23 protein-coding genes are annotated in these 19,109 nt (G+C 72.9%); 8 read left to right on the top strand and 15 right to left on the bottom strand.

Annotation, left to right across the window (positions count from 1 at the left end):
* Positions 1 to 26: 26 nt before the first annotated feature.
* The 3 genes from O3438_RS03875 to O3438_RS03865 form a co-directional block, all read right to left on the bottom strand.
* On the bottom strand, positions 27 to 1,478 hold the full coding sequence (locus tag O3438_RS03875; protein ID WP_442929702.1) for a sensor histidine kinase: 1,452 nt from the start codon (positions 1,476 to 1,478) through the stop codon (positions 27 to 29).
* 31 nt (positions 1,479 to 1,509) lie between these two features.
* Complete coding sequence (locus O3438_RS03870) at positions 1,510 to 2,250, bottom strand: response regulator transcription factor (RefSeq protein ID WP_442929701.1); 741 nt, start codon at positions 2,248 to 2,250, stop codon at positions 1,510 to 1,512.
* A 119-nt stretch (positions 2,251 to 2,369) separates the two neighbouring features.
* The gene (locus tag O3438_RS03865) at positions 2,370 to 2,600 is read right to left on the bottom strand and encodes a hypothetical protein (protein WP_088989807.1); all 231 of its coding nucleotides are present in this window, start codon (positions 2,598 to 2,600) and stop codon (positions 2,370 to 2,372) included.
* Between the two features lie 235 nt (positions 2,601 to 2,835).
* Between O3438_RS03865 and O3438_RS03860 the strand changes: the two genes are divergently transcribed.
* The 3 genes from O3438_RS03860 (at position 2,836) to O3438_RS03850 (ending at position 5,667) form a co-directional block, all read left to right on the top strand.
* Positions 2,836 to 3,768: a serine/threonine-protein kinase gene (locus O3438_RS03860; protein WP_269678613.1), complete on the top strand. Its 933-nt coding sequence runs from the start codon at positions 2,836 to 2,838 to the stop codon at positions 3,766 to 3,768.
* A 68-nt stretch (positions 3,769 to 3,836) separates the two neighbouring features.
* Positions 3,837 to 4,262: an OsmC family protein gene (locus O3438_RS03855; RefSeq protein ID WP_269678612.1), complete on the top strand. Its 426-nt coding sequence runs from the start codon at positions 3,837 to 3,839 to the stop codon at positions 4,260 to 4,262.
* Between the two features lie 553 nt (positions 4,263 to 4,815).
* Positions 4,816 to 5,667 carry a hypothetical protein gene (locus tag O3438_RS03850; protein ID WP_269678611.1) on the top strand — a complete coding sequence of 284 codons (852 nt, stop codon included), beginning with the start codon at positions 4,816 to 4,818 and terminating at the stop codon, positions 5,665 to 5,667.
* 30 nt (positions 5,668 to 5,697) lie between these two features.
* Here O3438_RS03850 and O3438_RS03845 read toward each other — a convergent pair whose 3' ends face one another.
* The 5 genes from O3438_RS03845 to O3438_RS03825 form a co-directional block, all read right to left on the bottom strand.
* Entirely contained in the window at positions 5,698 to 6,219 is a 522-nt protein-coding gene (locus O3438_RS03845) for an ATPase (RefSeq protein WP_269678610.1), read from the bottom strand.
* A 114-nt stretch (positions 6,220 to 6,333) separates the two neighbouring features.
* On the bottom strand, positions 6,334 to 6,780 hold the full coding sequence (locus O3438_RS03840) for a response regulator (RefSeq protein ID WP_269678609.1): 447 nt from the start codon (positions 6,778 to 6,780) through the stop codon (positions 6,334 to 6,336).
* Between the two features lie 67 nt (positions 6,781 to 6,847).
* A complete protein-coding gene (locus O3438_RS03835) occupies positions 6,848 to 7,198 on the bottom strand; it encodes an STAS domain-containing protein (RefSeq protein ID WP_269678608.1) in 351 nt (116 codons plus the stop codon).
* 117 nt (positions 7,199 to 7,315) lie between these two features.
* Positions 7,316 to 8,353, bottom strand: coding sequence for a cobalamin B12-binding domain-containing protein (locus tag O3438_RS03830; protein ID WP_269678607.1), 1,038 nt, complete (start codon positions 8,351 to 8,353; stop codon positions 7,316 to 7,318).
* Positions 8,350 to 10,107 (bottom strand): PP2C family protein-serine/threonine phosphatase, encoded by a 1,758-nt coding sequence (locus O3438_RS03825; protein ID WP_269678606.1) that lies wholly within the window; start codon positions 10,105 to 10,107, stop codon positions 8,350 to 8,352. The genes O3438_RS03830 and O3438_RS03825 overlap by 4 nt, the downstream gene beginning before the upstream one ends.
* 171 nt (positions 10,108 to 10,278) lie before the next feature.
* Here O3438_RS03825 and O3438_RS03820 point away from each other — a divergent pair, with 171 nt between their 5' ends.
* Positions 10,279 to 10,602: an STAS domain-containing protein gene (locus tag O3438_RS03820; RefSeq protein ID WP_269678605.1), complete on the top strand. Its 324-nt coding sequence runs from the start codon at positions 10,279 to 10,281 to the stop codon at positions 10,600 to 10,602.
* A 70-nt stretch (positions 10,603 to 10,672) separates the two neighbouring features.
* Here the strand turns inward: O3438_RS03820 and O3438_RS03815 are convergent, their stop codons facing one another.
* Entirely contained in the window at positions 10,673 to 10,987 is a 315-nt protein-coding gene (locus tag O3438_RS03815) for a hypothetical protein (RefSeq protein WP_145782547.1), read from the bottom strand.
* Between the two features lie 201 nt (positions 10,988 to 11,188).
* Here O3438_RS03815 and O3438_RS03810 point away from each other — a divergent pair, with 201 nt between their 5' ends.
* From O3438_RS03810 to O3438_RS03800, 3 genes are all read left to right on the top strand, one after another.
* Positions 11,189 to 12,166, top strand: coding sequence for a DUF2267 domain-containing protein (locus O3438_RS03810; RefSeq protein ID WP_269678604.1), 978 nt, complete (start codon positions 11,189 to 11,191; stop codon positions 12,164 to 12,166).
* Positions 12,167 to 12,281: 115 nt separating this feature from the next.
* Complete coding sequence (locus tag O3438_RS03805; RefSeq protein ID WP_269678603.1) at positions 12,282 to 13,073, top strand: spermidine synthase; 792 nt, start codon at positions 12,282 to 12,284, stop codon at positions 13,071 to 13,073.
* A 58-nt stretch (positions 13,074 to 13,131) separates the two neighbouring features.
* The gene (locus O3438_RS03800) at positions 13,132 to 14,226 is read left to right on the top strand and encodes an AI-2E family transporter (RefSeq protein ID WP_269678602.1); all 1,095 of its coding nucleotides are present in this window, start codon (positions 13,132 to 13,134) and stop codon (positions 14,224 to 14,226) included.
* Here O3438_RS03800 and O3438_RS03795 read toward each other — a convergent pair.
* Both O3438_RS03795 and O3438_RS03790 read right to left on the bottom strand, forming a co-directional pair.
* Positions 14,197 to 15,498, bottom strand: coding sequence for an NAD(P)/FAD-dependent oxidoreductase (locus O3438_RS03795; RefSeq protein ID WP_269678601.1), 1,302 nt, complete (start codon positions 15,496 to 15,498; stop codon positions 14,197 to 14,199). The genes O3438_RS03800 and O3438_RS03795 overlap by 30 nt on opposite strands.
* Before the next feature lie 79 nt (positions 15,499 to 15,577).
* Positions 15,578 to 16,105 carry a GNAT family N-acetyltransferase gene (locus O3438_RS03790; protein ID WP_269678600.1) on the bottom strand — a complete coding sequence of 176 codons (528 nt, stop codon included), beginning with the start codon at positions 16,103 to 16,105 and terminating at the stop codon, positions 15,578 to 15,580.
* A 136-nt stretch (positions 16,106 to 16,241) separates the two neighbouring features.
* Here O3438_RS03790 and O3438_RS03785 point away from each other — a divergent pair, with 136 nt between their 5' ends.
* Positions 16,242 to 16,886 (top strand): hypothetical protein, encoded by a 645-nt coding sequence (locus O3438_RS03785; protein WP_269678599.1) that lies wholly within the window; start codon positions 16,242 to 16,244, stop codon positions 16,884 to 16,886.
* Here the strand turns inward: O3438_RS03785 and O3438_RS03780 are convergent.
* From O3438_RS03780 to O3438_RS03765, 4 genes are read right to left on the bottom strand one after another with little or no spacing between them, the layout of a single operon-like run.
* Complete coding sequence (locus tag O3438_RS03780) at positions 16,865 to 17,326, bottom strand: hypothetical protein (protein WP_269678598.1); 462 nt, start codon at positions 17,324 to 17,326, stop codon at positions 16,865 to 16,867. The genes O3438_RS03785 and O3438_RS03780 overlap by 22 nt on opposite strands.
* 37 nt (positions 17,327 to 17,363) lie before the next feature.
* The gene (locus tag O3438_RS03775; RefSeq protein WP_269678597.1) at positions 17,364 to 17,657 is read right to left on the bottom strand and encodes a DUF6510 family protein; all 294 of its coding nucleotides are present in this window, start codon (positions 17,655 to 17,657) and stop codon (positions 17,364 to 17,366) included.
* A 24-nt stretch (positions 17,658 to 17,681) separates the two neighbouring features.
* Positions 17,682 to 18,446 carry a ferredoxin reductase gene (locus O3438_RS03770; protein ID WP_269683555.1) on the bottom strand — a complete coding sequence of 255 codons (765 nt, stop codon included), beginning with the start codon at positions 18,444 to 18,446 and terminating at the stop codon, positions 17,682 to 17,684.
* A gap of 7 nt (positions 18,447 to 18,453) precedes the next feature.
* Complete coding sequence (locus O3438_RS03765; protein WP_269678596.1) at positions 18,454 to 19,053, bottom strand: sulfite oxidase-like oxidoreductase; 600 nt, start codon at positions 19,051 to 19,053, stop codon at positions 18,454 to 18,456.
* Between the last annotated feature and the right edge of the window lie 56 nt (positions 19,054 to 19,109).

Genomic DNA, 19,109 nt, shown 5'->3' with positions numbered 1-19,109 from the left:
GGGGCTGGCGGGACGCCGTGCGCCGACTATGTGTCAGCTGTGGGGTTCGGCAGCCGCACCGTGATCACCGTCCGACCCGGGCGGCTGTCGACACCCACCGTTCCCCGGTGGGCCTCCACCACGGCCGCCACGATCGCCAGGCCGAGGCCGGTGCTGCCGTGCTCCCGGGAGCGGGAGCTGTCGCCGCGCGCGAATCGTTCGAACATCTCCGGTTGCAGCTCCGCCGGCACCCCGGGCCCGTCGTCGGCGACGGTGAGCACGGCGTTGTCGTCCGCGACGGCCAGGGTGGTGGTGACCGTGCTGCCGGGTGGAGTGTGCACCCGGGCGTTGGCCAGCAGGTTCGCGACCACCTGGTGCAGCCGGGCAGAGTCACCGGGCACCCGGATCGCCACCTCGGGCAGGCTGAGCTGCCAGCGGTGGTCAGGGCCGGCGACGTGCGCGTCGCTGACCGCGTCCACCACCAGCGCGGTCAGGTCCACCGGGTCCGCCGCGAGCGGCCGACCGGCGTCGAGCCGGGCCAGCAGCAACAGGTCGTCGACGAGCCTGGTCATCCGGGTACTCTCCGACTCGACCCGACGCAACGCGTGCGCCACGTCGGGGGGAACCTCGTCCCGACCGCGCCGGGCCACCTCGGCGTAGCCGCGGATCGCGGCGAGGGGAGTCCGCAACTCGTGGCTGGCGTCGGCGACGAACTGGCGTACCCGGGTCTCGCTGGCCTGCCGGGCGGAGAGCGCGTCGGCGACGTGGCCCAGCATCCGGTTCAACGCCGCGCCGACCTGTCCGACCTCGGTGCGGGCGTCGGTGTCCGCCTCCGGGACCCGGACGGCGAGCGCCACCTCGCCACGGTCCAGCGGCAGCTCGGTGACCCGGGTGGCGGTGGCGGCCACCCGGTGGAGCGGGCGCAGCGTGGCCCGGACGATCAGTGCGCCGGCCGCACCGGCGACCAGCAGCCCGACGGCGGCCACCGCGGCCTGCGCGGCCACCATCCACCAGACGGTCTCCTGCACCCCGGACAGCGGTATCGCGACGACGCGTACCCGGCCGTCCCAGTACTGCCGGGCCACGGCCCGGTAGTCGCCGCGCGGCCCGAGGTCGACGGTGCGTGGTTCGGCGTCCACCGGCAGGCCCGCCAGCGCGGCGACATCCCCGACCGGGACGGCCTGTTCGTCGGGGAACGGCTCGCCGCTGGACGGACTGTCGGTCAGGGTCCGGGCGCTCGTCACCCGCCCGTCGGTGATCACAGCGACCACCGTGCCCGACGGCGACCCGGGTGGCACGCCGGGTCCGCTGCCCGGGAACGCGGGCCGCCCCGGACGGTCACCGCGCATTCCCGCCGACGGCGCCAACTGGGCGTCGAGACGGTCGATCAGGAAGTGCCGCAGCGCGACCGTGGTGAGGCCGCCGATCGCGACGCCGACCACCGCCAGCAGCGCGAGCAGGGCGAACACCAGTCGGGTACGCAGGGAGCGGCCGGCCAGCCACCGTCGGGCGGCACGCAACGGTCGGCGGTCACTCCGCGGGTTTGAGGACATAGCCCGCACCGCGCAGCGTGTGGATCATCGGTTCGCGGCCGGCGTCGATCTTCTTTCGCAGGTACGAGATGTACAGCTCCACCACGTTGGCCTGGCCGCCGAAGTCGTAGTTCCACACCCGGTCGAGGATCTGCGCCTTGCTGAGCACCCGACGCGGATTGCGCATCAGGTAGCGCAGCAGCTCGAACTCGGTGGCGGTGAGCGTGACCAACTGGCCCGCTCGGCGGACCTCGTGGCTGTCCTCGTCGAGGCTGAGGTCGCCGACGGTCAGCACGGCGTCCTCCCGGGCGGCGACCGCGAACCCGGAGCGGCGCAGCAGCGCGCGCAGCCGGGCGATCACCTCCTCCAGGCTGAACGGTTTGGTGACGTAGTCGTCCCCGCCCACTGTCAACCCGGCGATGCGTTCCTCGACGGCGTCGCGGGCGGTCAGGAAGAGCACCGGCACGGTCGGCGCGTACTCGCGCAGTCGACGCAGCACCTGGAAGCCGTCCAGGTCGGGCAACATCACGTCGAGCACCACAGCGTCCGGCTGGAACTGCCGGGCGGCACTCAACGCCGCCATCCCGTTGCCGGCGCTGCGGACCTGCCAGCCCTCGTAGCGCAGCGCCATCGACAGCAGGTCGGTGAGCGTGGGTTCGTCGTCGACCACCAGCACCCGGACGGGTTCGCCGTCGGGGCGGCGCAGCTCGATCCGGCTCGGTGCGGCCTGCCCGTTCATGACCATGCCGCCCATCGTGGCCGCAACGCCTGTGCCACGCCCCTGCGGAGCCTGTGTGCCGGCTGTGCGGCCGGGCCGACGGGACTCCGGCGTCGCCACCGGTCAGCCCCGCCTCGTGGTCACTCGGACACCCCGTACGCGTCGGTGCGCACGAAGCGCATGCTCCAACCGCCGGTGCCGTCCGGGCGGTCGCGTTCGTACAGGTGGTCGGGGCCGGGCTGCACCGGGCCGGTGCCGTCCGGATGCCGCATGATCCAACGCTGCGGTGGGGCGCCGTCCGACCCGGCCGGCAGCAGCCGGACCAGTCCGTCCGCGGGCCCGCCGACGAAGCGTACGGTGACCTCGCTCATCGCGGCGCCTCTCAAGGTGACCGTGCCGGCACAGTGGGTGACACCGGCTCTGGCTCGCAAGCTACCGCACCGGCCGCCGCGCCGCAGCGACGTGCGCAGGCCGGCCTGCGCCGGTTTGGCCAGCGCCACCGCGCCGGTTTGCCCAGCGCGACCCGCGCCGGTTTGCCCAGGTCGGCGCTCGGGTACCGCGACGTGAGCACCCGTAAGTCGGCGGGGCGTGAACGAGGAGTGGCCGATGCGCACGCTGGACGGGCGGTACCAGCTCGAGCAGCGCATCGGCATGGGCGGCATGTCCGAGGTGTGGCGGGCACACGACCAGGTGCTGGACCGGCCGGTCGCGGTGAAGCTCATCCTGCCCGGTCCACACGAGCAGGACAGCCCGGTGGAACGGATCCGCACGGAGGCCCGGTCCGCCGCCCGCCTCGTGCACCCGAACGTGGCGAGCGTGCACGACTTCGGCACGTCCTCCACACTGCCCGGTCGCCCGGTGCCGTACATCGTGATGGAACTGGCCGAGGGTGAGACGCTCGCCGCGCACCTGCGGGCCGGGCCGCTGGACTGGCGGATCTCGGTGCGGGTCTGCGCGGAGGTCGCCGCCGCACTGGCCGCCGCACACGCGGAAGGCATCGTCCACCGCGACGTCAAACCGGCGAACGTCATGCTCACCCCGGCCGGAGTGAAGGTCCTCGACTTCGGCATCGCCGTCCCCGCCGGCACCCCGGACCCGCTACCCGACGGGATCGTGGTCGGCACCCCGGCGTACCTCGCCCCCGAGCAGCTGGACGGGGAGCCCGCCACCCCGGCCGCCGACATGTACGCCCTCGGTGTGCTGCTCTACTACAGCCTCACCGCCCGCCTGCCGTACCACGCGGTCACCGCTGGCGACCTGCTCGGCGTACGCCGCCGACAGCCGCCGGAGCGGCTACCCGCGATCGACGGGCTGCCGCCCGAGGTGGCCGACCTGTGCCACTCCTGCCTCGCCGACGAGCCCGAGCGGCGCCCGACCAGCATGATGGCGGCACTGCTGCTGGCCGAGGCAGTGGACGCCCGGGTGTACGTGCCGATGACGATCCCCACCGCCCGGCGGTCTGCCCCACCCTCAGCGTGGACCGAACGGGCCGCGACGGAGGTCACCGAGGCGGTGGCGGTCTTCGACGAGCAGCGCTGAGACCGTCGGTTCGGCGTTTCGTGGCGCTGCGGCCGGGTAGCCCGGCGGTGAGCGACGGGAGAAACGCGATGCCGGATCAGAGTTCCTGGCTGCGTGAGGCCGCAGCGACCGCCGAGGGCGGTCACGTACGTACCGACGACGGCGGGCTCTCCACCGCGCTGGCCTCGCCGCTGGCGGCGCACTGCACGGGCCTGAGACCAGAGCAGCTGCTGGCCGCCGCCTTCGCCTCCTGCCTGCACCACGCGGCGGTGGAGGCGGCCGGTGAGATCACCGACGAGGCGCACACCGTCCAGGTGCGGGCGGAGGCGAAGCTGGGGCGCGACGACGACGGCCGGTACCGGGCCGACGTACACGCGCAGATCAGCTCGGCGGGCCTGACTCGGGAGCAACTGGCCGACCTGGTCGAGTACGCCGACCGGCTGTGGCCGTTCTCCAGCAGCGACGCCAGCCGTCACCGGCTGACCGTCACGCCCGCCGAGAACGGCCGACACTGACCCGACGGCCCGCCGGCTCCACCTCGCCGCGCCCCGCACTGATCGCCGCGCGCCCCGCACTGGTCGCGCGCCCCACACGCGCCGCGCACCCCACACACGCCCCGCCGCCCCACACTCGCCGCGGCCCGCCGTGCGCACGTCATGATCCACTCCACATCGGCGAAGTCGGGGTATCCGGGCGGCTCGGACACCCCCACTTCGGGGAACCGGAGTGGATCAAGCGGATTCGGGCCGCCGGAACGCCCGGCCCGGCCCGGAGGGCGCAGGGCGCGATCAGGAGACACGGCCCGGCGGGCCGGCCGATCGGCCGTTCGGGGGAACCGCGCCTGACCGTTCGACGGACCGTCACACAGGACGAGATTGGCGGCTCAAGCGGCGGGCGCGGCGACCGCAATCACGCCCCGAATCGGAAATGACCGTCTCGCCTGGTGTGCGGGGTTGCTCCGCTCCGCTGACGTTTTGCGCCATCACGTCCCCCCGATCGGGGCAAAGTGTGGCGCATGCCACCGTACCGGCGGACGATATCGAGCAATTGGGTCTTTAGCCTCGTCAGGTGCATCCCGACGACCCCTCCGACCAGAAGCTGACCGACGCGCGCCCGACTACCCCGTCGGACGACGCCGTATCAACCGAACGGACGATCGGCCGTCACCGCGCCTCCGAGCCGCCCCGTCGCAGCCTGCTGGGCTCGACCCCGGTCCGGGTGGCGCTGGCCACCGGTGTGACCTGCTGTCTCAGCCTCGTCGCGGTAGCCACCGCCCGAGGCAGCAGCGACGACACCTCCCGCGCCGTGGAGCCACTCGCCGAGGCGGTGGCCGACCGTGCGGCGATCGCCGACGAGCGCGCCTCCCGATCGCTGGACCGCGACCTCGCCCCCGCGCGGATCCTGCCCAGCCCGACGGCGAAGCCCACGCCCAGCCCCACCGTCGCGCGCAAGGCGCCCAAGAAGCCGGTCAAGCCGCGCCGGCCCCGACCGGTCGCCGGCCTCGACCAGGCGCAGATGGACAACGCGAAGATCATCGTTGACGTCGGCCTGGACATGAAGATGCCCCGCCGCGCCCTGGTGGTGGCACTGTCCACCGCCATGCAGGAGAGCAACCTCTACAACCTGGCCAGCGACGTCCTGCCGGAGTCGGCCACCTACCCCAACCAGGGCAGCGGGTCCGACCACGACTCGGTCGGGCTGTTCCAGCAGCGCCCGAGCAGCGGCTGGGGCACGGTGGCCGAGTTGATGCGCCCCTCGTACGCCGCGCGGGCCTTCTACACGGCCCTCAACGAGGTCCCCGGCTGGCAGGACATGAGCGTCACGTACGCCGCCCAGTCGGTGCAGATCTCCGCCTACCCCGACGCGTACGCCCAGCACGAGGAGCGGGCGACGATCGTCGCGTCGGCGCTCACCGCCTGAGCCGGCCACCCACGTCGCGGCCGGCCCGGGTCAGCGGCGACCGGAGGGCGGTTCCGCGCTCGTGTCCAGCCCGCCGACTCCCACCCGACTCCCGGGTACGCCCGCAGCCGCGGTCGGCGTGTCGGCGGGCACCTGGTCGACGGTGAGCTGGCCCAGGATCTCGTCGACCCGGGCCTCACGCCGCCGGCGGAGGTACAGCGCCGCCTCGAAGTCGCGGCGGGCCTGCACCGCCTCCGCGTACGCCTGCTCCCGTACCTGCCGGGCCTCCTCGCGGGCCTCGTCCAGCTCGACGCGGGCGCGGGCCAGGAGGTCGGCGGCCTCGCGCCGCGTCGCGTCACCGGCGTGCCGCCGGCCGGTGGTGTCGCCCAGGTCGAGCCGTCGGAGCAGCCCGCCGAGCCAGGCGGCCTCCTCGCGGATCTCGTCCCACTCACGGCCCGCCCCGGCCGCGCCCTGGGCCCGCGCGGCGAGCCGGGCCAACCGGATGCCCAGCTCGTCCAGGCAGGAATCCACCTGCCGCTGGTCGTAACCGGTCTCAACGACGGAGAACCTCATACTGTCGCCCCCCAGGCAGCTGCTGTTACTTCCCCACCTGGATCCTCGGCCCAGACCACGACGGCCGAGGGGGTTCGGGAAAAATGTTCAGCATGCGTGCGCGGGAGTCGCGCGTCAGACGCGCTTGGGCAGCACGACCACCCGGCCGAAGAACTCGTCGATGCGGCGCACCACGTCGTTGAAGTCGTCCAGGTCGATCGGCTTGGTGACGTACGCGTTGGCCTGCAACGTGTAACTGCCCACGATGTCGGTGTCGGCGTTGGAGGTGGTCAGCACGACGATCGGGATGGTCCGCAGGTCCTCGTCCTGCTTGACCGCGCCGAGCACCTGCCGACCGTCCATCCGCGGCATGTTGAGGTCGAGCAGGATCACGTCCGGCCGGCGGGCCTCCTGGTGCCGGCCCTCGGCGCGGAGGAACTCCATCGCCTCCTCGCCGTCGCTGACCACGTCGATGACCTTGTCGACGTCGGAATCCGCCAACGCCTCCTCGATCATGAGCACGTCACCCGGGTCGTCGTCGACCACGAGGATGCGTACCGGCTGCGGGCTGTCTGCGCCCATCACTACCTGCTTCGGGTCGGCGGGACGGGACCTGACGGTCACCGCGTTGGCGGGGAAATCTAGCCCATCACGAGGCGGCCTGCGACGCCGGGTCGAGCGACTCCGGGTCGTGGCGCAACACGTCGGCGAGCCCGGTCACCCGCAGCACCCGCTCGACCCGCCCGTTGGCGCCGGTGAGCCGGAGCCACCCTCCGTCGGCGGCGGCCTGGTTGTCGCCCCGGACGAAGACCGCCATGCCGGTGGAGTCGCAGAACGTGAGGTCGGTGAGGTCGAGCAGCAGCCGCGTCTCGCCGGCGGCGGCGAGCTCCTCGATCGCTGTGGTCAACTGGGGGGCCGTGCTCAGGTCCAGCTCGCCGGTGAGCCGCAAACGGGCGGCGCCCCCGCCGTCGCGCTCGACGCGGCTGACACTGAACGTCACCGTGCTCCCCCTTGCTCCACCCATGGTGGGACGTTTGCAGTGCGGCAAGTATACGCAGAGCTGACTCGTCCGCCGGAGGGCGTGGTGATCGACCCGGAGCGGCCGTCGAGGGCCTCGTCAGCGGTTGGCGACGGGCAGCGCGGCGCGCCCGAGGGCCAGCACACGCGCCGCTCGGGGGAAGTCACGCAACGCGACACCGAAGTGGTCGAAGGGCAGGGCCACCGCCTCCACGGGCACCCCACGACTGACCAGGATCTCCACCAGCCACTGGACGAACTCGGTGAACAACGAGGAGTCGTCGACGTAGACCGCCGCGGCCAGGAAGTCCACGATGTGACCCAGGTCGCTCACTGTCGAGTCGAGCTGGGTGGCGCTGTAGGAGCGCGCCGCCGGCACCCGCTCCAGCAGGTCGGCCAACGCGCCGTCGATCAGCTCACCCCGACGCCGCACCAGGCTCGCGTACTCGTCGTCGGCCAGGTGCGCCAACCGCGCCGGGGGCACCGCGCGCAGCGCCCCCTCGTCGGAGATGAGGTCGGCCGCCGCGGGGGCGTCCGGCGCCCAGGCCACGCCGAGGCGACGCGCCCACCGGCCGTCCGTGCCGAACCCACGCCCACCGACCACCACGGGTACGTCTGAGCGGCGGCAGGCCTCGATCATCCGGTGGGCGTACGGCAGTCGCATCGGCAGCGCGCACGCCAACGCGACAGCGTGCGCGTCGTAGCGGTGCAGGTACGACACGAGGTGTGCCGCCGGCACGCTGGCACCCAGGAAGGTCACCTGCCAACCGCGCAACCGCAGCACCTCGGCCACCAGCCGGGGCGGCAGCGCGTGCCACTCGCCGTCCATGCAGGCCACCACCACCCGTCCGCCGGTCGGGCGGGGGTTGACGTGCGCGACCACCGCCGCCACCACCTGCTCGCTGATGTGCGTGGCGGCGTGCTCCTGCGCGACGCTCCACTCGTTGCGCGCCCACCGCTCACCCACCTCGGCCTGGGCGGGCGCGACCAGGTCCAGCAGCACCCGCTCGGCCGGTACGCCGGCGTCGAGCAGGCCGATCGCCAGGTCGATCGCGCCGTACTCGTCGGCGTCGGCGAGGCAGTCCAGGTAGCCGGCGAAGGCACCGGCCGGGTCGGCGGCCGTCGTGGCGGCGGTCACGCGTCGGTCTCCCCCTGCTGGGCGATGTCGATCAGCTCGGGCACCGAGTGCAGGTGCCGCGACCCACGCCCGCCCAGGGCGGTCGCCCGCAGCGCCAGCACCGCGATGTCGTCGTGGTCGCCGTGCCCCAACCAGTCGCAGGTGACCTGCTCCACCCGCTCGGCGAGGGCCGGCGCGGGCATCCGTTGACAGCCGGTCACGGCGGCGACGAGCCGTTCCGTGCCGAACTGCTCGTCGCCGCGTCGGCCGCCACGGGCCTCGGTCACGCCGTCGCTGTAGAGCAGGCAGGTCTCCCCCGGCGCCAGTCGTACGGTCACCTCACCGACGCGCGGGTCGGGCACCACCCCGATCAGCATGCCGCGCAGCGGCACCGACTCCACCTCGCCGGAGGTCCGCAGCACCAGCGGCGGCAGGTGCCCGCCGCCGGCCATGGTGAGGGTGAGACCTCCGTCGCGTTGCGGGCGGGCCACGCCGAGCACGATCGTGGCGAAGCGGCCCTGGCCGTGCGCCTGGGTGGTCTCCAACAACGCGTCGTTGAGCAGCCGCAGCAACCGCCCGGGGTGCGACTCCAGCCGGTGCAACGCCTGAAGGCACTGCCGCAACTGGCCGGTGAAGACGGCCGCCTCGACGCCCTTGCCGGACACGTCGCCGAGGAAGAACACCGAGCCGCCGTCGGCGAGCCGGTGCGAGCCGTAGAAGTCGCCGCCGATGCGCAGCCCCGCCTGCGCGGGCCGGTACGCGGTGCCCCACTGCACGCCCGCGGCCTCGGCTGGCTCGACCGGCAGCAGACTGGCCTGGAGGGTGTCGGCGACCTCCGCCTGGTCGCGGTAGAGCAGCGCGGTGGTCAACGCCGCGCCGGCGCGGGCCGCGAACGCGCGGATCAGGTCCACGTCGGCCTCGTCGTACCAGCGGGTCGCACGGCGGGCCACCAGCAGCACACCGACCGGAGCGTCCCGGCCGGGCAACGGAACGACCCGGGCGGCGCTCTCGGTGCCGGCGAGGGCGGGCAGCCAACCGGCGTCGACCGCCTGCTCGACCAGCCAGTCCACCGCGTGCGGCTCGACCCCGGTCAGCCCGTCGGCGATGGCGGCCGGCAGGTCACCGCCGGCCAGCGTCCCGCTGTCCACCGTCGGGGCCTCGTCGTCGGTGCGCGAGGCCCGCCACCAGCGGGCCCGACCGCCACGGGGGGCGAGCACCAGCACGGCCACCTCGGCCAGGGTCGGTACGGCGAGACGGACGACCGCCGCGGCGGCCCGGTCGGGGTGCAGCGGATTGCCGAGCTTGTCGCCGACGACGGCCAGGAACGTCGAACGCGCCCGTTCGGCGAGTAACGCGTCGGCGCCGCTGACGCGGTCGGTGACGTCCTCGACGTACCAGCAGCAGCGGGCTCCGGAGAGGGGCACCTGGCGGGCGCTGAGCCGGCGCCCGCGATGGGTGAAGTCGCCCTCGGCCATCTCGGGCACACCGGCGGCGTCGAGCGTCTCGCCGGACCTGACCTCGGGTAACAGGCGTTCCGCCACCGGGCTGACGTGCCGCACGACGCCGTCGGCGTCGCAGACGATGAGACCCTCGCGGAAATGCTCGACGACCTCGAACCAGTCGGCGGCGGCGAGGTCGCGGTCCGCGGCGAGCGGCGGCAGCGCAGCGGCGGACCGGGGCAGCAGGCCGGCCGACCACGCCGGGGACCGTGTCGTACTCGGCGTGGGAAGCCGTCCGTCGCCCGGGTCTACGTCCCTGACGTCGGAAGCAGTCACCAGCTGAGCCTCACTCCTTGTCGTCCGCCCGTGCCCGCGCCGGAGACCGGCGCATTGTCGAAACCCTTCAGGCCACCCTACGCCGGTCGGCGGATAGTGGCACCTCGGCGTATTCGGGGCGAACGGTCGCGCTCGCTTTGCGTTTCGCCGCCCGGCTGGGAAAATGGCGGGATGTCCGACCAGCTGTTGACCATCGAGGCAACCCGGCTCGACGCCGGGCACGTCCGACTTCGGCTGACCGGCGACCTCGACTTCGACACCGCCCCCGCGTTGACCGCCGCGGCGGCCGACCTGCACGGTGACGAGGTGCTGATCGACCTGAGCGGCGTCAGCATCTGCGACTCCTCCGGGCTCAGCGCGCTGCTGGTGGTGCAGCGCAACGCTCGGGTGATGCAGCTGACCGGGGTCAGCCCGCAGTTGCAACGAATGCTGGACCGCACCGGCCTGGCCGAGTTGCTGGCCGTCGACCACGGCGACCTCCGCGCCACCGGCTGATCGTCGGCCGCCCCGGAAGGCCGGGGTGGCCCCCGACCCTGGGACCTGGGGTCGGGGGCCGGAGGAATGTCTAGGGTGCCGTCATCGGCTGGAGTCGGGGGCCGCTCTCACGCAGCTCGCCGGTCGGGGGCGGTTCGACGTCCTCGGGCTCTCCCGAATCGGGCGTCTGGTACAGATAGCGGACGAACTGCCCACCCGCCTCGTTGTCGTCCGCGCCGGGCCACTGACCGATGCAGTCCATGCCCACCACCTCCCGGCCGGTCCCGTCGGCCTCCTCCAGCAGCGCCCACAGGCTCACCGGGTAACACCTGGTGGCCTCGGGCGTGACCTGCCAGCGCGCGTACCAGCCGGGTCGGGCGGGGACGATCTCGACGATCTGCTTCATGACGACCTTCCTTCCGCGTACCTCGGAAGAACGTTGGTCCTGAGGTGATCGTGCGGGCCGTGCGGGTGAGCACCCCTCACCCCCGCCGGATGAAGCGTCGACGAAGACCCCGCCGACCCGGCCGGCAGTCCCCGTTTCCTTCTCTTCGACGGCGGGAAGGCGACTGGCGCAGCCACGATCCCCAGCGGAAGGGGTGCCACGATGCGCAAGCAGATGGAAGGCGACAACCAGAGGCGTCGGGCGTTGGCCCGGCAGGCTCGCGAACAGAGTCGCCAGCCCAGCGAGATCGGCGCCAGCCTGAGCGCCTCCAAGCAACTCACGAGCCTCGAGGCGGGCAAGCGAGCCGGCCCACCGCCGGCCGGACCTCACAAACCGGACAGTACGCGTGGCGGCCCGGCCCCGCCGCAACTCGGCAGCGCCGACAATCCGCGGCCGCAGCCGTCCCCGCCGAGCGGCGCGGCCGGCGTGAGCACCATGGGCTACCACGACCTGGTCGACGAGGTCCGACGTCGGGCCGGGGTCGACTTCAAGACCGCCAAGGTGGGCACCGAGGCGACGGTTCTGGTCCTCGCCTTCGCCCTGGAGACCGCCGAGCGGCAGCGGCTGCTCGCGGCGGTGCCGGCGTCGCTGCACGACGTGCTGCCCGTCGACGGCATCGAACGGCACCAGGATCTGCCCGGCTTCCTGGCCGAGGTGGGTCGGATCAGCGGCAACACCCCGGAGCAGGCCCGATACCAGGCGGAGGCGACGATGGCCGCGCTCGCCGAGCAGGACGGCGACCTGGTCGAGTCGTTGCACGTACCCGACGGGTTGCGCGACCTGCTCAATCCGACGGAGGCCGGCGGCGGTCTGGTCGGCGCGTCCACCACCACACCTACCCTGGACGCCGACGAGATCGACGCGGCGTTGGACGACCTGCCCTACTGGTCCGGCGACAGTGAGGGCTTCTACCGGGTCGTCGCGCTGCCGCCGGACAACCTGGACCGGGTGCTGGCCCGCCTCGACCGGCTGCGGCAGGACACCGGCCGCGGCCCGAGCATCGGGCGTCCCGGCGACACCGCCGCGGTGCTGACCGTACGCACCAGTCAGGCCAGCGGCGTGACCGCGCTCGACGTGGACCTCGCCCACCAGATCGATGACGCGATCGACGAGGTGGGGGCCGGGATGGCCGGCGGCTGACCGGCCACCGTGACCCGGGCGGGCCGGCGGGCGGGGGGACACCCCGCTGCGCCGGCCCGTCGGCCGTGCCGGGCCACCGCCGGTCCGGACCGCCGCCTCGGCTAGCGTGCCGGTCATGAACCGAGCCGACCGGCTGGAACTGGTCGTCGACCCGGTCCGGCGGACCGGGCGGACACTGCTGTCCGCCGGCGTCGAACAGTCGTACGTGGACGTCGAGGACCCCCGACACCTGCACTTCGACTACGTGCGACGGATCGCCTCGGCGGTGCGGGTGGCCGCCCCGGCCGGCGCCCCGTTGCACGTGCTGCACCTGGGCGGCGGCGCGTTGACGCTGCCCCGCTGGCTGGCCGCCACCCGGCCCGGCTCCCCGCAGCGTGTCGTCGAACGGGACCCGGCGGTGGTCGAGCTGGTCGCCCGTGAGTTGCCGCCGCTGCCGCCCGAGGTGCGGGTGGAGGTCGCCGATGCCCGGGACGCCCTCGCCGCCACCCCGGACGGCCGGTACGACGTGGTGGTGGCCGACATCTACCGGGCCGCCCAGATGCCCCGGCACGTCCGCACCGTCGAGTTCGCCGCCGAGGTGGCCCGTGTTCTCCGCCCGGACGGGACGTACCTGCTCAACGTGACGGACCTGCCGCCGCTGGTCGCCACCCGGGCGCAGGTCGCGACGGTGCGGGCGGTCTTCGCCGACGTGTGCGTCGTCGGTGACCGGCGGATGCTGCGCGGCCGGCGGTACGGCAACCTGGTGCTGGCGGCTACGTCACGCCCCGGCGGCCTGCCGGTCGGCCGGCTGGCGGTGGCGGCCCTGCGCGACCCGGTGCCCGGTGGGCTGCTGCACGCCGCCGCGCTCGACACGTTCGTGGCCGGCGCCCGTCCCGTCACCGACGCTGACGACACCTTCGGCCACTGATCAGCACTGCGTCCGCAATGCCGGGTTTCCGACGGCCCGCGTGGGGAAGGCGCGGCGGATGAGCAACGCCGACGATCGGGCGACCGCCCGCCGGACCCTGATCGTGATCGGTCTGGTGCTGGCGAGCGCGTTCGCGCTGGCGTTCGTGTACGCGACCCGCCGGGTGCTGACCTGGGCCGTGGTCGCCGCGTTCTTCGCCGTGGCGCTCAAACCGCTCGTCGACCGGCTGCAACACCGCCTCGTCCGGCGCCGGTCGGTGGCCACGCTGCTGGTGTTCCTCGTCGCGTTCGTGCTGCTGGCGATCCTGGCCGCGCTCATCCTGGTGCCACTGTTCGACGAGGTGGGCCGGTTCGCCGACCGGGCCCCCGGACTCTTGCACGAGGCCCGCGCCGGCCAGGGACCGCTGGGGCGCCTGCTGGAACGCAGCGGGGCGCGACGCTACGTCGACGAACACTCCGACCAACTGCGCGACCTCGGAACCCGGCTGCGCCAACCCGCTGTGGGCGTGCTGCGGGGCGTGGTCGAGACGGTCGCCGGGCTGGTCACGGTCATCGTGCTGGCGTACCTCATGGTCTTGGAGGCCCCGCGGATCACCCGCGGTCTGCTCGCGGCGGCCGGGGACGGTCGGGGCGAACGACTGCGCCGGGTCGGCCGGGAGGTGTCGCGGACCGTCACCGGCTACCTCACCGGCAACCTGCTCATCAGCGTGATCTGCGGGTTGCTGACCTACCTGGTGCTGGTCCTCACCGGGGTGCCGTTCGCGGCCGTGATCGCCCTGCTGGTGGCGGTGGCCGACCTGATACCGCTGGTCGGCGCGACGCTCGGCGCGGTGATCGCGGCCGGGGCAGGGTTCCTGCACTCCCCCACCGCCGGGGTGGTGGTGCTGGTCTTCTTCGTGGTCTACCAGCAGGTGGAGAACCACCTGCTGCAACCGTTCATCCTGTCCCGGGCGGTGCGGCTCAACCCGCTGACCGTGCTGGTCAGCGTGCTGCTCGCGGCGGAACTGGCCGGCCTGCTCGGCGCGCTGCTGGCCATCCCCGCCGCCGGCATCGTCCAGACCCTGCTGCGGGAGTACGGGCCGCGTCGACCCCGGCCCGACCCCGCCCCGCCGGACGGTGCCCGGTCAGCGGGCCCGGCTGGCGACCTCCGGTGAGGTGCTCTCCAACGGCACCGCGTTGGCCGGCACCAGGCCCAGTTGCACCGCCGACCGGGTCAACGCGGCGTCCAGGGCCCAGTCCGCGCTCACCCGTGTCCGGTTTCCCGGCATCGCCATCAGGTGGTACGCCCGGGTGACCACCTTCGCCGGCAGCCCACCCAGGTTGACGTGCAACGGGTTCGCCGCCGCGTCCTTGCCGCCCAGGTCGACCACCCAGCCCAGGTCGTGATGCTTGTACGGCTTGCGCCGGCCGAAACCGTACGACGCGGCGATGTTGTGCGCCGCGCGCTTGCCCTGCCGCTGCGCGTGCTGCGCGGTCATCCCGCACACCTTCCCCGGGTTGAGCAGGTCGGGCACCGCCGCGGCGTCACCGATGGCGTACACCTCCGGGTAGCCGGGCACGTTGAGGTACTCGTCGGTCACCAACCGGCCCCGGTCGGTGCGCAACCCCAGCTCGTTGACGAACGGGTCGGGTCGCACCCCCACACACCACACGAGGGTGCAGGTCGGCACGTACTCGCCGTCGGTGAGCTTCACCCCGTCGCAGGTCGCCTCGGCCACCGACGTGCCCATCCGGACGTCCACACCCCGCCGGTTGAGCACCCGGTGCGAGGTGTCCGACATCCGCTTGTCCAGCTCCGGCAGCACCCGGGACGCGACGTCGAGCAGCATCCAGCGCGGGCGGACGGTGAGCCGGGGCCGCTGGGCGTGCAACGCGTCGGTGAACAACTGCCCGTGCGCGGCGACTTCGGTGCCGGTGTAACCCGCCCCGACCACCACGAACGTGGCCCGCGCCTGCTGCTCGGCCGGGTCCTCGGCCTGCTCGGCCAACTCGATCTGCCGGACGATGTGGTCGTGCAGGTAGACGGCCTCGGGCAGGCCACGGAAGCCGTGCGCGTACTCGGTCACGCCGGGGATGGGCAGCAACTTGTTGACACTGCCCACGGCGAGCACCAACCGGTCGTACGCCAGCCGGTTCTTGTCCCCCTCCGCCTGGGTGAAGCCGACCCAGCGGTTCTGAAGGTCGACGTGGTCCGCCTCGCCGATCACCACCCGGACGTTCTTGAGCGTCCCGGTCAACGGCACCGCGATCCGTCTGGGCTCGACCACCCCGGCGGCCACCTCGGGCAGCAACGGCAAATAGAGGAAGTAGTCGGTGGAGTTCAGCACCACGATCTCGGCCCGGTCCCGGGCGATCCGGCTCAACGTCTTCGCCGCGTGGTAACCGGCGAACCCGGCCCCCACGATCACCACACGAGGTTTCGTCATTGCGGGCCGTTTCCCGTCGAAGCCCGCGACAAACGTCCAGGCCGCGCCGCCGTGGCTCGGCGGGTGGGGCAGGCGGCAGTCAGGCGGCGGGTTGCGCGGTGATCGCCCACCGTTCGTGATCGCGCCAGGCGCCGTCGATGAACAGGTAGTCCGGGGAGAAACCCTCCAGCCGGAAACCGAGCTTGCGGGCCACCCGCCGGGACGGCTCGTTGCCCGGCTGGATGTTCGCCTCCAGGCGGTGCAACCCGACAGTGGTGAACGCGTGGTCGATCACCAGGGAGACGCCCGCCGAGGCGTGGCCGGTCCCGCTGTACGGCAGGAAAGCCGCGTACCCCAGGTAGCCGCCCCGCAGCGCGCCCAGCACGATGCCGCTGATGTTCACGTAGCCGGCGATCGCACCACTGGCCCGGTCACAGATCAGGTAGCCCGCGCTGTCGCGGCGGCGGATCCGGCGAAGGTAGAGGTCGTACTCCTCGGGGGTGCCCGGCGCGGCCAACCACGGGTGGTGCAGGTCCCGGCTGCGCCGCACGGCGGCGACGAACTCGTCGACGTCGGCGGGCCGGGGCCGGCGGATCGCGGCGGGACCGCCGGTACGCAGGTATCTCACGGCCGATCACTCTGACCGACCGGGGCGGCCGTTGTCCAACCGACCGGGGGGATGCCCTCGGAGGAAGCCGAGGACAGGTCGGGTCACCCGAGTAATCAGCGAGCCCGTCGTCGACAGTCGATGCGACGATCAACCGATGGACGACGATCTCACTGTTGCCCTGGCAGGCGTTCGGGACGTCTTCGCCAGATACCCGCGCCGGGCGGTGCTCGACGGCTGCCCGCACTGCAGGGGCGACGTGCTGGTCGACGAGCACGACCTGTTCTCACTGACCATCAGCCTCGGCAACACCGTCGGCAGCCGCGACGACGTGAAGAGCCTGCTCCCGGTGTTCCTCGAGTCGCTGGTCGTGTCCGAGGACCTGTTTCCCGGCATCATCCTGGGCAAGCTCCCGCGCGAGGAGTGGCGCACCTGGCCGCAGGACGAGCAGGCGGCCATCGACGCGTACCTCGACGCGGTGTGGCGTTCGCTCCTCGCCCACCACCCGGCGCGACTGGGGGCCTTCGAGGACGCGGCGACGTTCCTCGACGCGGCCCGCGCGGCCGGCGAGCGCGCCGAACGATTCCTCGACGTCTGGGACGCCACGCCCACCGCGTCGGCAGACCGTCACCTCGCCGAGATGGTCAGCAGGCTCGACGTCGTGAAGGCGAAGCCGAACCTCCTGGGCGACTGGTTACGCCGCGAAGCGGTACGCGACCGCCTGCACCGCGCGTTCGAACGGGACCACGACTCGGCCTGGGCCGACGACCTCGCCCGGGCCTACGACCTCCTCCGCCGCTGAGGAACGTGTCCCTCGGCGGCTTGACCACCCGCGCACGGCCGCGCCGTGAACCACGGCGTCAACCACGGGGTGAGCGCGACGAGACCCACGGCAAGCACGCTGATCACGGCCTGCCCGATGCGGCCCGGGGTGACACCGGGCGCCGGGTCGAGCACGTAGTTGGCGTACCAGTTCGCTGCCGCGTCCGTCACCAGCACCGTGCAGCCCAGCGCCAGCCCTTCCACCCGCCGAGCGGCCAACAGCAGCGCCGCCACCGGGTCCCACAGCGTCAAGGACGCGAAGTAGAACGCCAACCAACCGGGCAGGGCGAGCTGCGGCCCGAACCGGGGCATGAGTAGTTGGACCACGTGCACCACGCCCCCGTACACGAAGACCAGCGCGGCGGCCGCCACCACCCGTCGGACTGCGGGTGGCGCCGAAGCCCACCGACCACCGTTCATCCGGCCATCGTGGCTCAGCCGGGCAACACCCGACTCGTCAGAGCGGGCCGGAGACCGGCTGCTGCATCGGCATGGGGACCTGGAGGAAGGTCGTGCCGCGCATGTCCAGCCACGCCCGGTCCGGCCCACGCACCAGTCGCATCATCACCGCTTCGCAGGACGGGCAGCGCGCGACCAGCCCCGGGGCGTGCGAGTAGACGTGCAGGCTGGCCATCGAGCCGGTCATCCCGCAGTTCTCACAGCGACCCACCGCGCTGCTCAGGTCCACCGTCAACAACTCGCGCATCGGGCCGTCGAGCATGTTGCCGTCCACGTATGACATCTCGGTCATGGGATCTCCTCCACAGGGCGTGAGTCAGCCGGTGGGGCCGAAGCGTTCGGTCTTGACCCGCCGCGACGGATGCCCGAGCCCCACCATCAGGTCGGCGACGGTCTCCACGAACGCGGTCGGGCCGCACACGTAGGTGAGCGGTTGCAGGTCCGGCGGCCAACCGTGGGTGTTGACGTCGGCCAGCCCGATGCGATGCGGCTCGCCGCGCCAACCCTCGGGCGCCTCGCGGGTGTAGACGTACGCGACGTCCAGGCCGAAGTCGTCGCGGACCCGGCGGCGCAGCTCGTCGGCGTAGATCACGTCGCCGGGGGTGCGCACCGAGTAGATCAGCCGGAACGCCGCCTTGTTGCCGGCGGCGCGGCGGGCCCGGATCATCGCCATCAGCGGCACGATGCCGGAGCCGCCGGCAACGAGCTGCACCGGCGCGGTCTCCTCCGGCCGCCAGATGAACCACCCACCGAGCGGTCCGCGGACCTCCACCGGGTCGCCGTCGCCGAAGACATCGATGAGGTACGGGGACACTTCGCCGTCAGGCACGCGCTGGACGGTCACCTCGATGCGCGGGCCGCCCGGGCCGTCCACGACCGGCCCGGCGATCGAGTACGACCGGGCAGCCTGGTAGCCGTCCGGGGCGGTGAGGCGCAGGTCGACGTGCTGGCCGGGCAGGTGACCCGGCCAGTCCGGCACCTCCAGCACCAGGGTCTGCGCGGTACGGGTCTCCACCCGGCGCTCCACCAGCCGAGCGACCTGCCAGCGGTTGGCCGTCCGGGGCGGGCTGCTCGTCGCCACGGCGCGCTCAGTCACCCTGGTACCGCTGTTCGCGCCACGGGTCACCGTAGTCGTGGTAGCCGGCGGTCTCCCAGAACCCCGGCTCGTCCATCGTCTTGAGCCGGATCCCGCGCACCCACTTGGCGGACTTCCAGAAGTACAGGTGCGGCACGAGCAACCGCGCCGGGCCGCCGTGCTCGGCGGCGAGCGGAGCGCCCTCGAAGGTGTGCGCCACCCACGCCCGGCCGCCGCGCAGGTCGTCCAGCGGCAGGTTCGTGCTGTAGCCGCCGTAGGAGTGCGCGAGGGCGAAGTGCGCGCCCGTGTCGACGTCGGCGAGCAGCGTGTCCAGGGAGACGCCCTGCCAGTTGGTGCCGAGCTTCGACCAGCGGGTGACGCAGTGGATGTCCACGTGCGGCGTCTCCTGCGGCAGGGCCATCAGCTCCTGCCACGACCAGCGGTGTTCGCTGCCGTTCTCAGCGGAGATGACGAACTCCCACGTGTCCAGGGAGACCCGGGGCGTCGGGCCGGCCGAGAGCACCGGAAAGTCCTCGGTCAGGTACTGACCGGGCGGCAGGGCCGGCTCCTGTGTGCGGGGCCGACCCTGAAAACCCGGTGACACGATTCCCATTGCACAGTCGTACCACCCTCGCCGGTGGGGGCGGAGGCTTTCCCGCGTACCCCCTC

The sequence above is a fragment of the Micromonospora sp. WMMC250 genome, assembly GCF_027460215.1.
GTDB lineage: Bacteria > Actinomycetota > Actinomycetes > Mycobacteriales > Micromonosporaceae > Micromonospora > Micromonospora taraxaci.
This window is presented reverse-complemented; position numbering and strand designations above follow the sequence as displayed.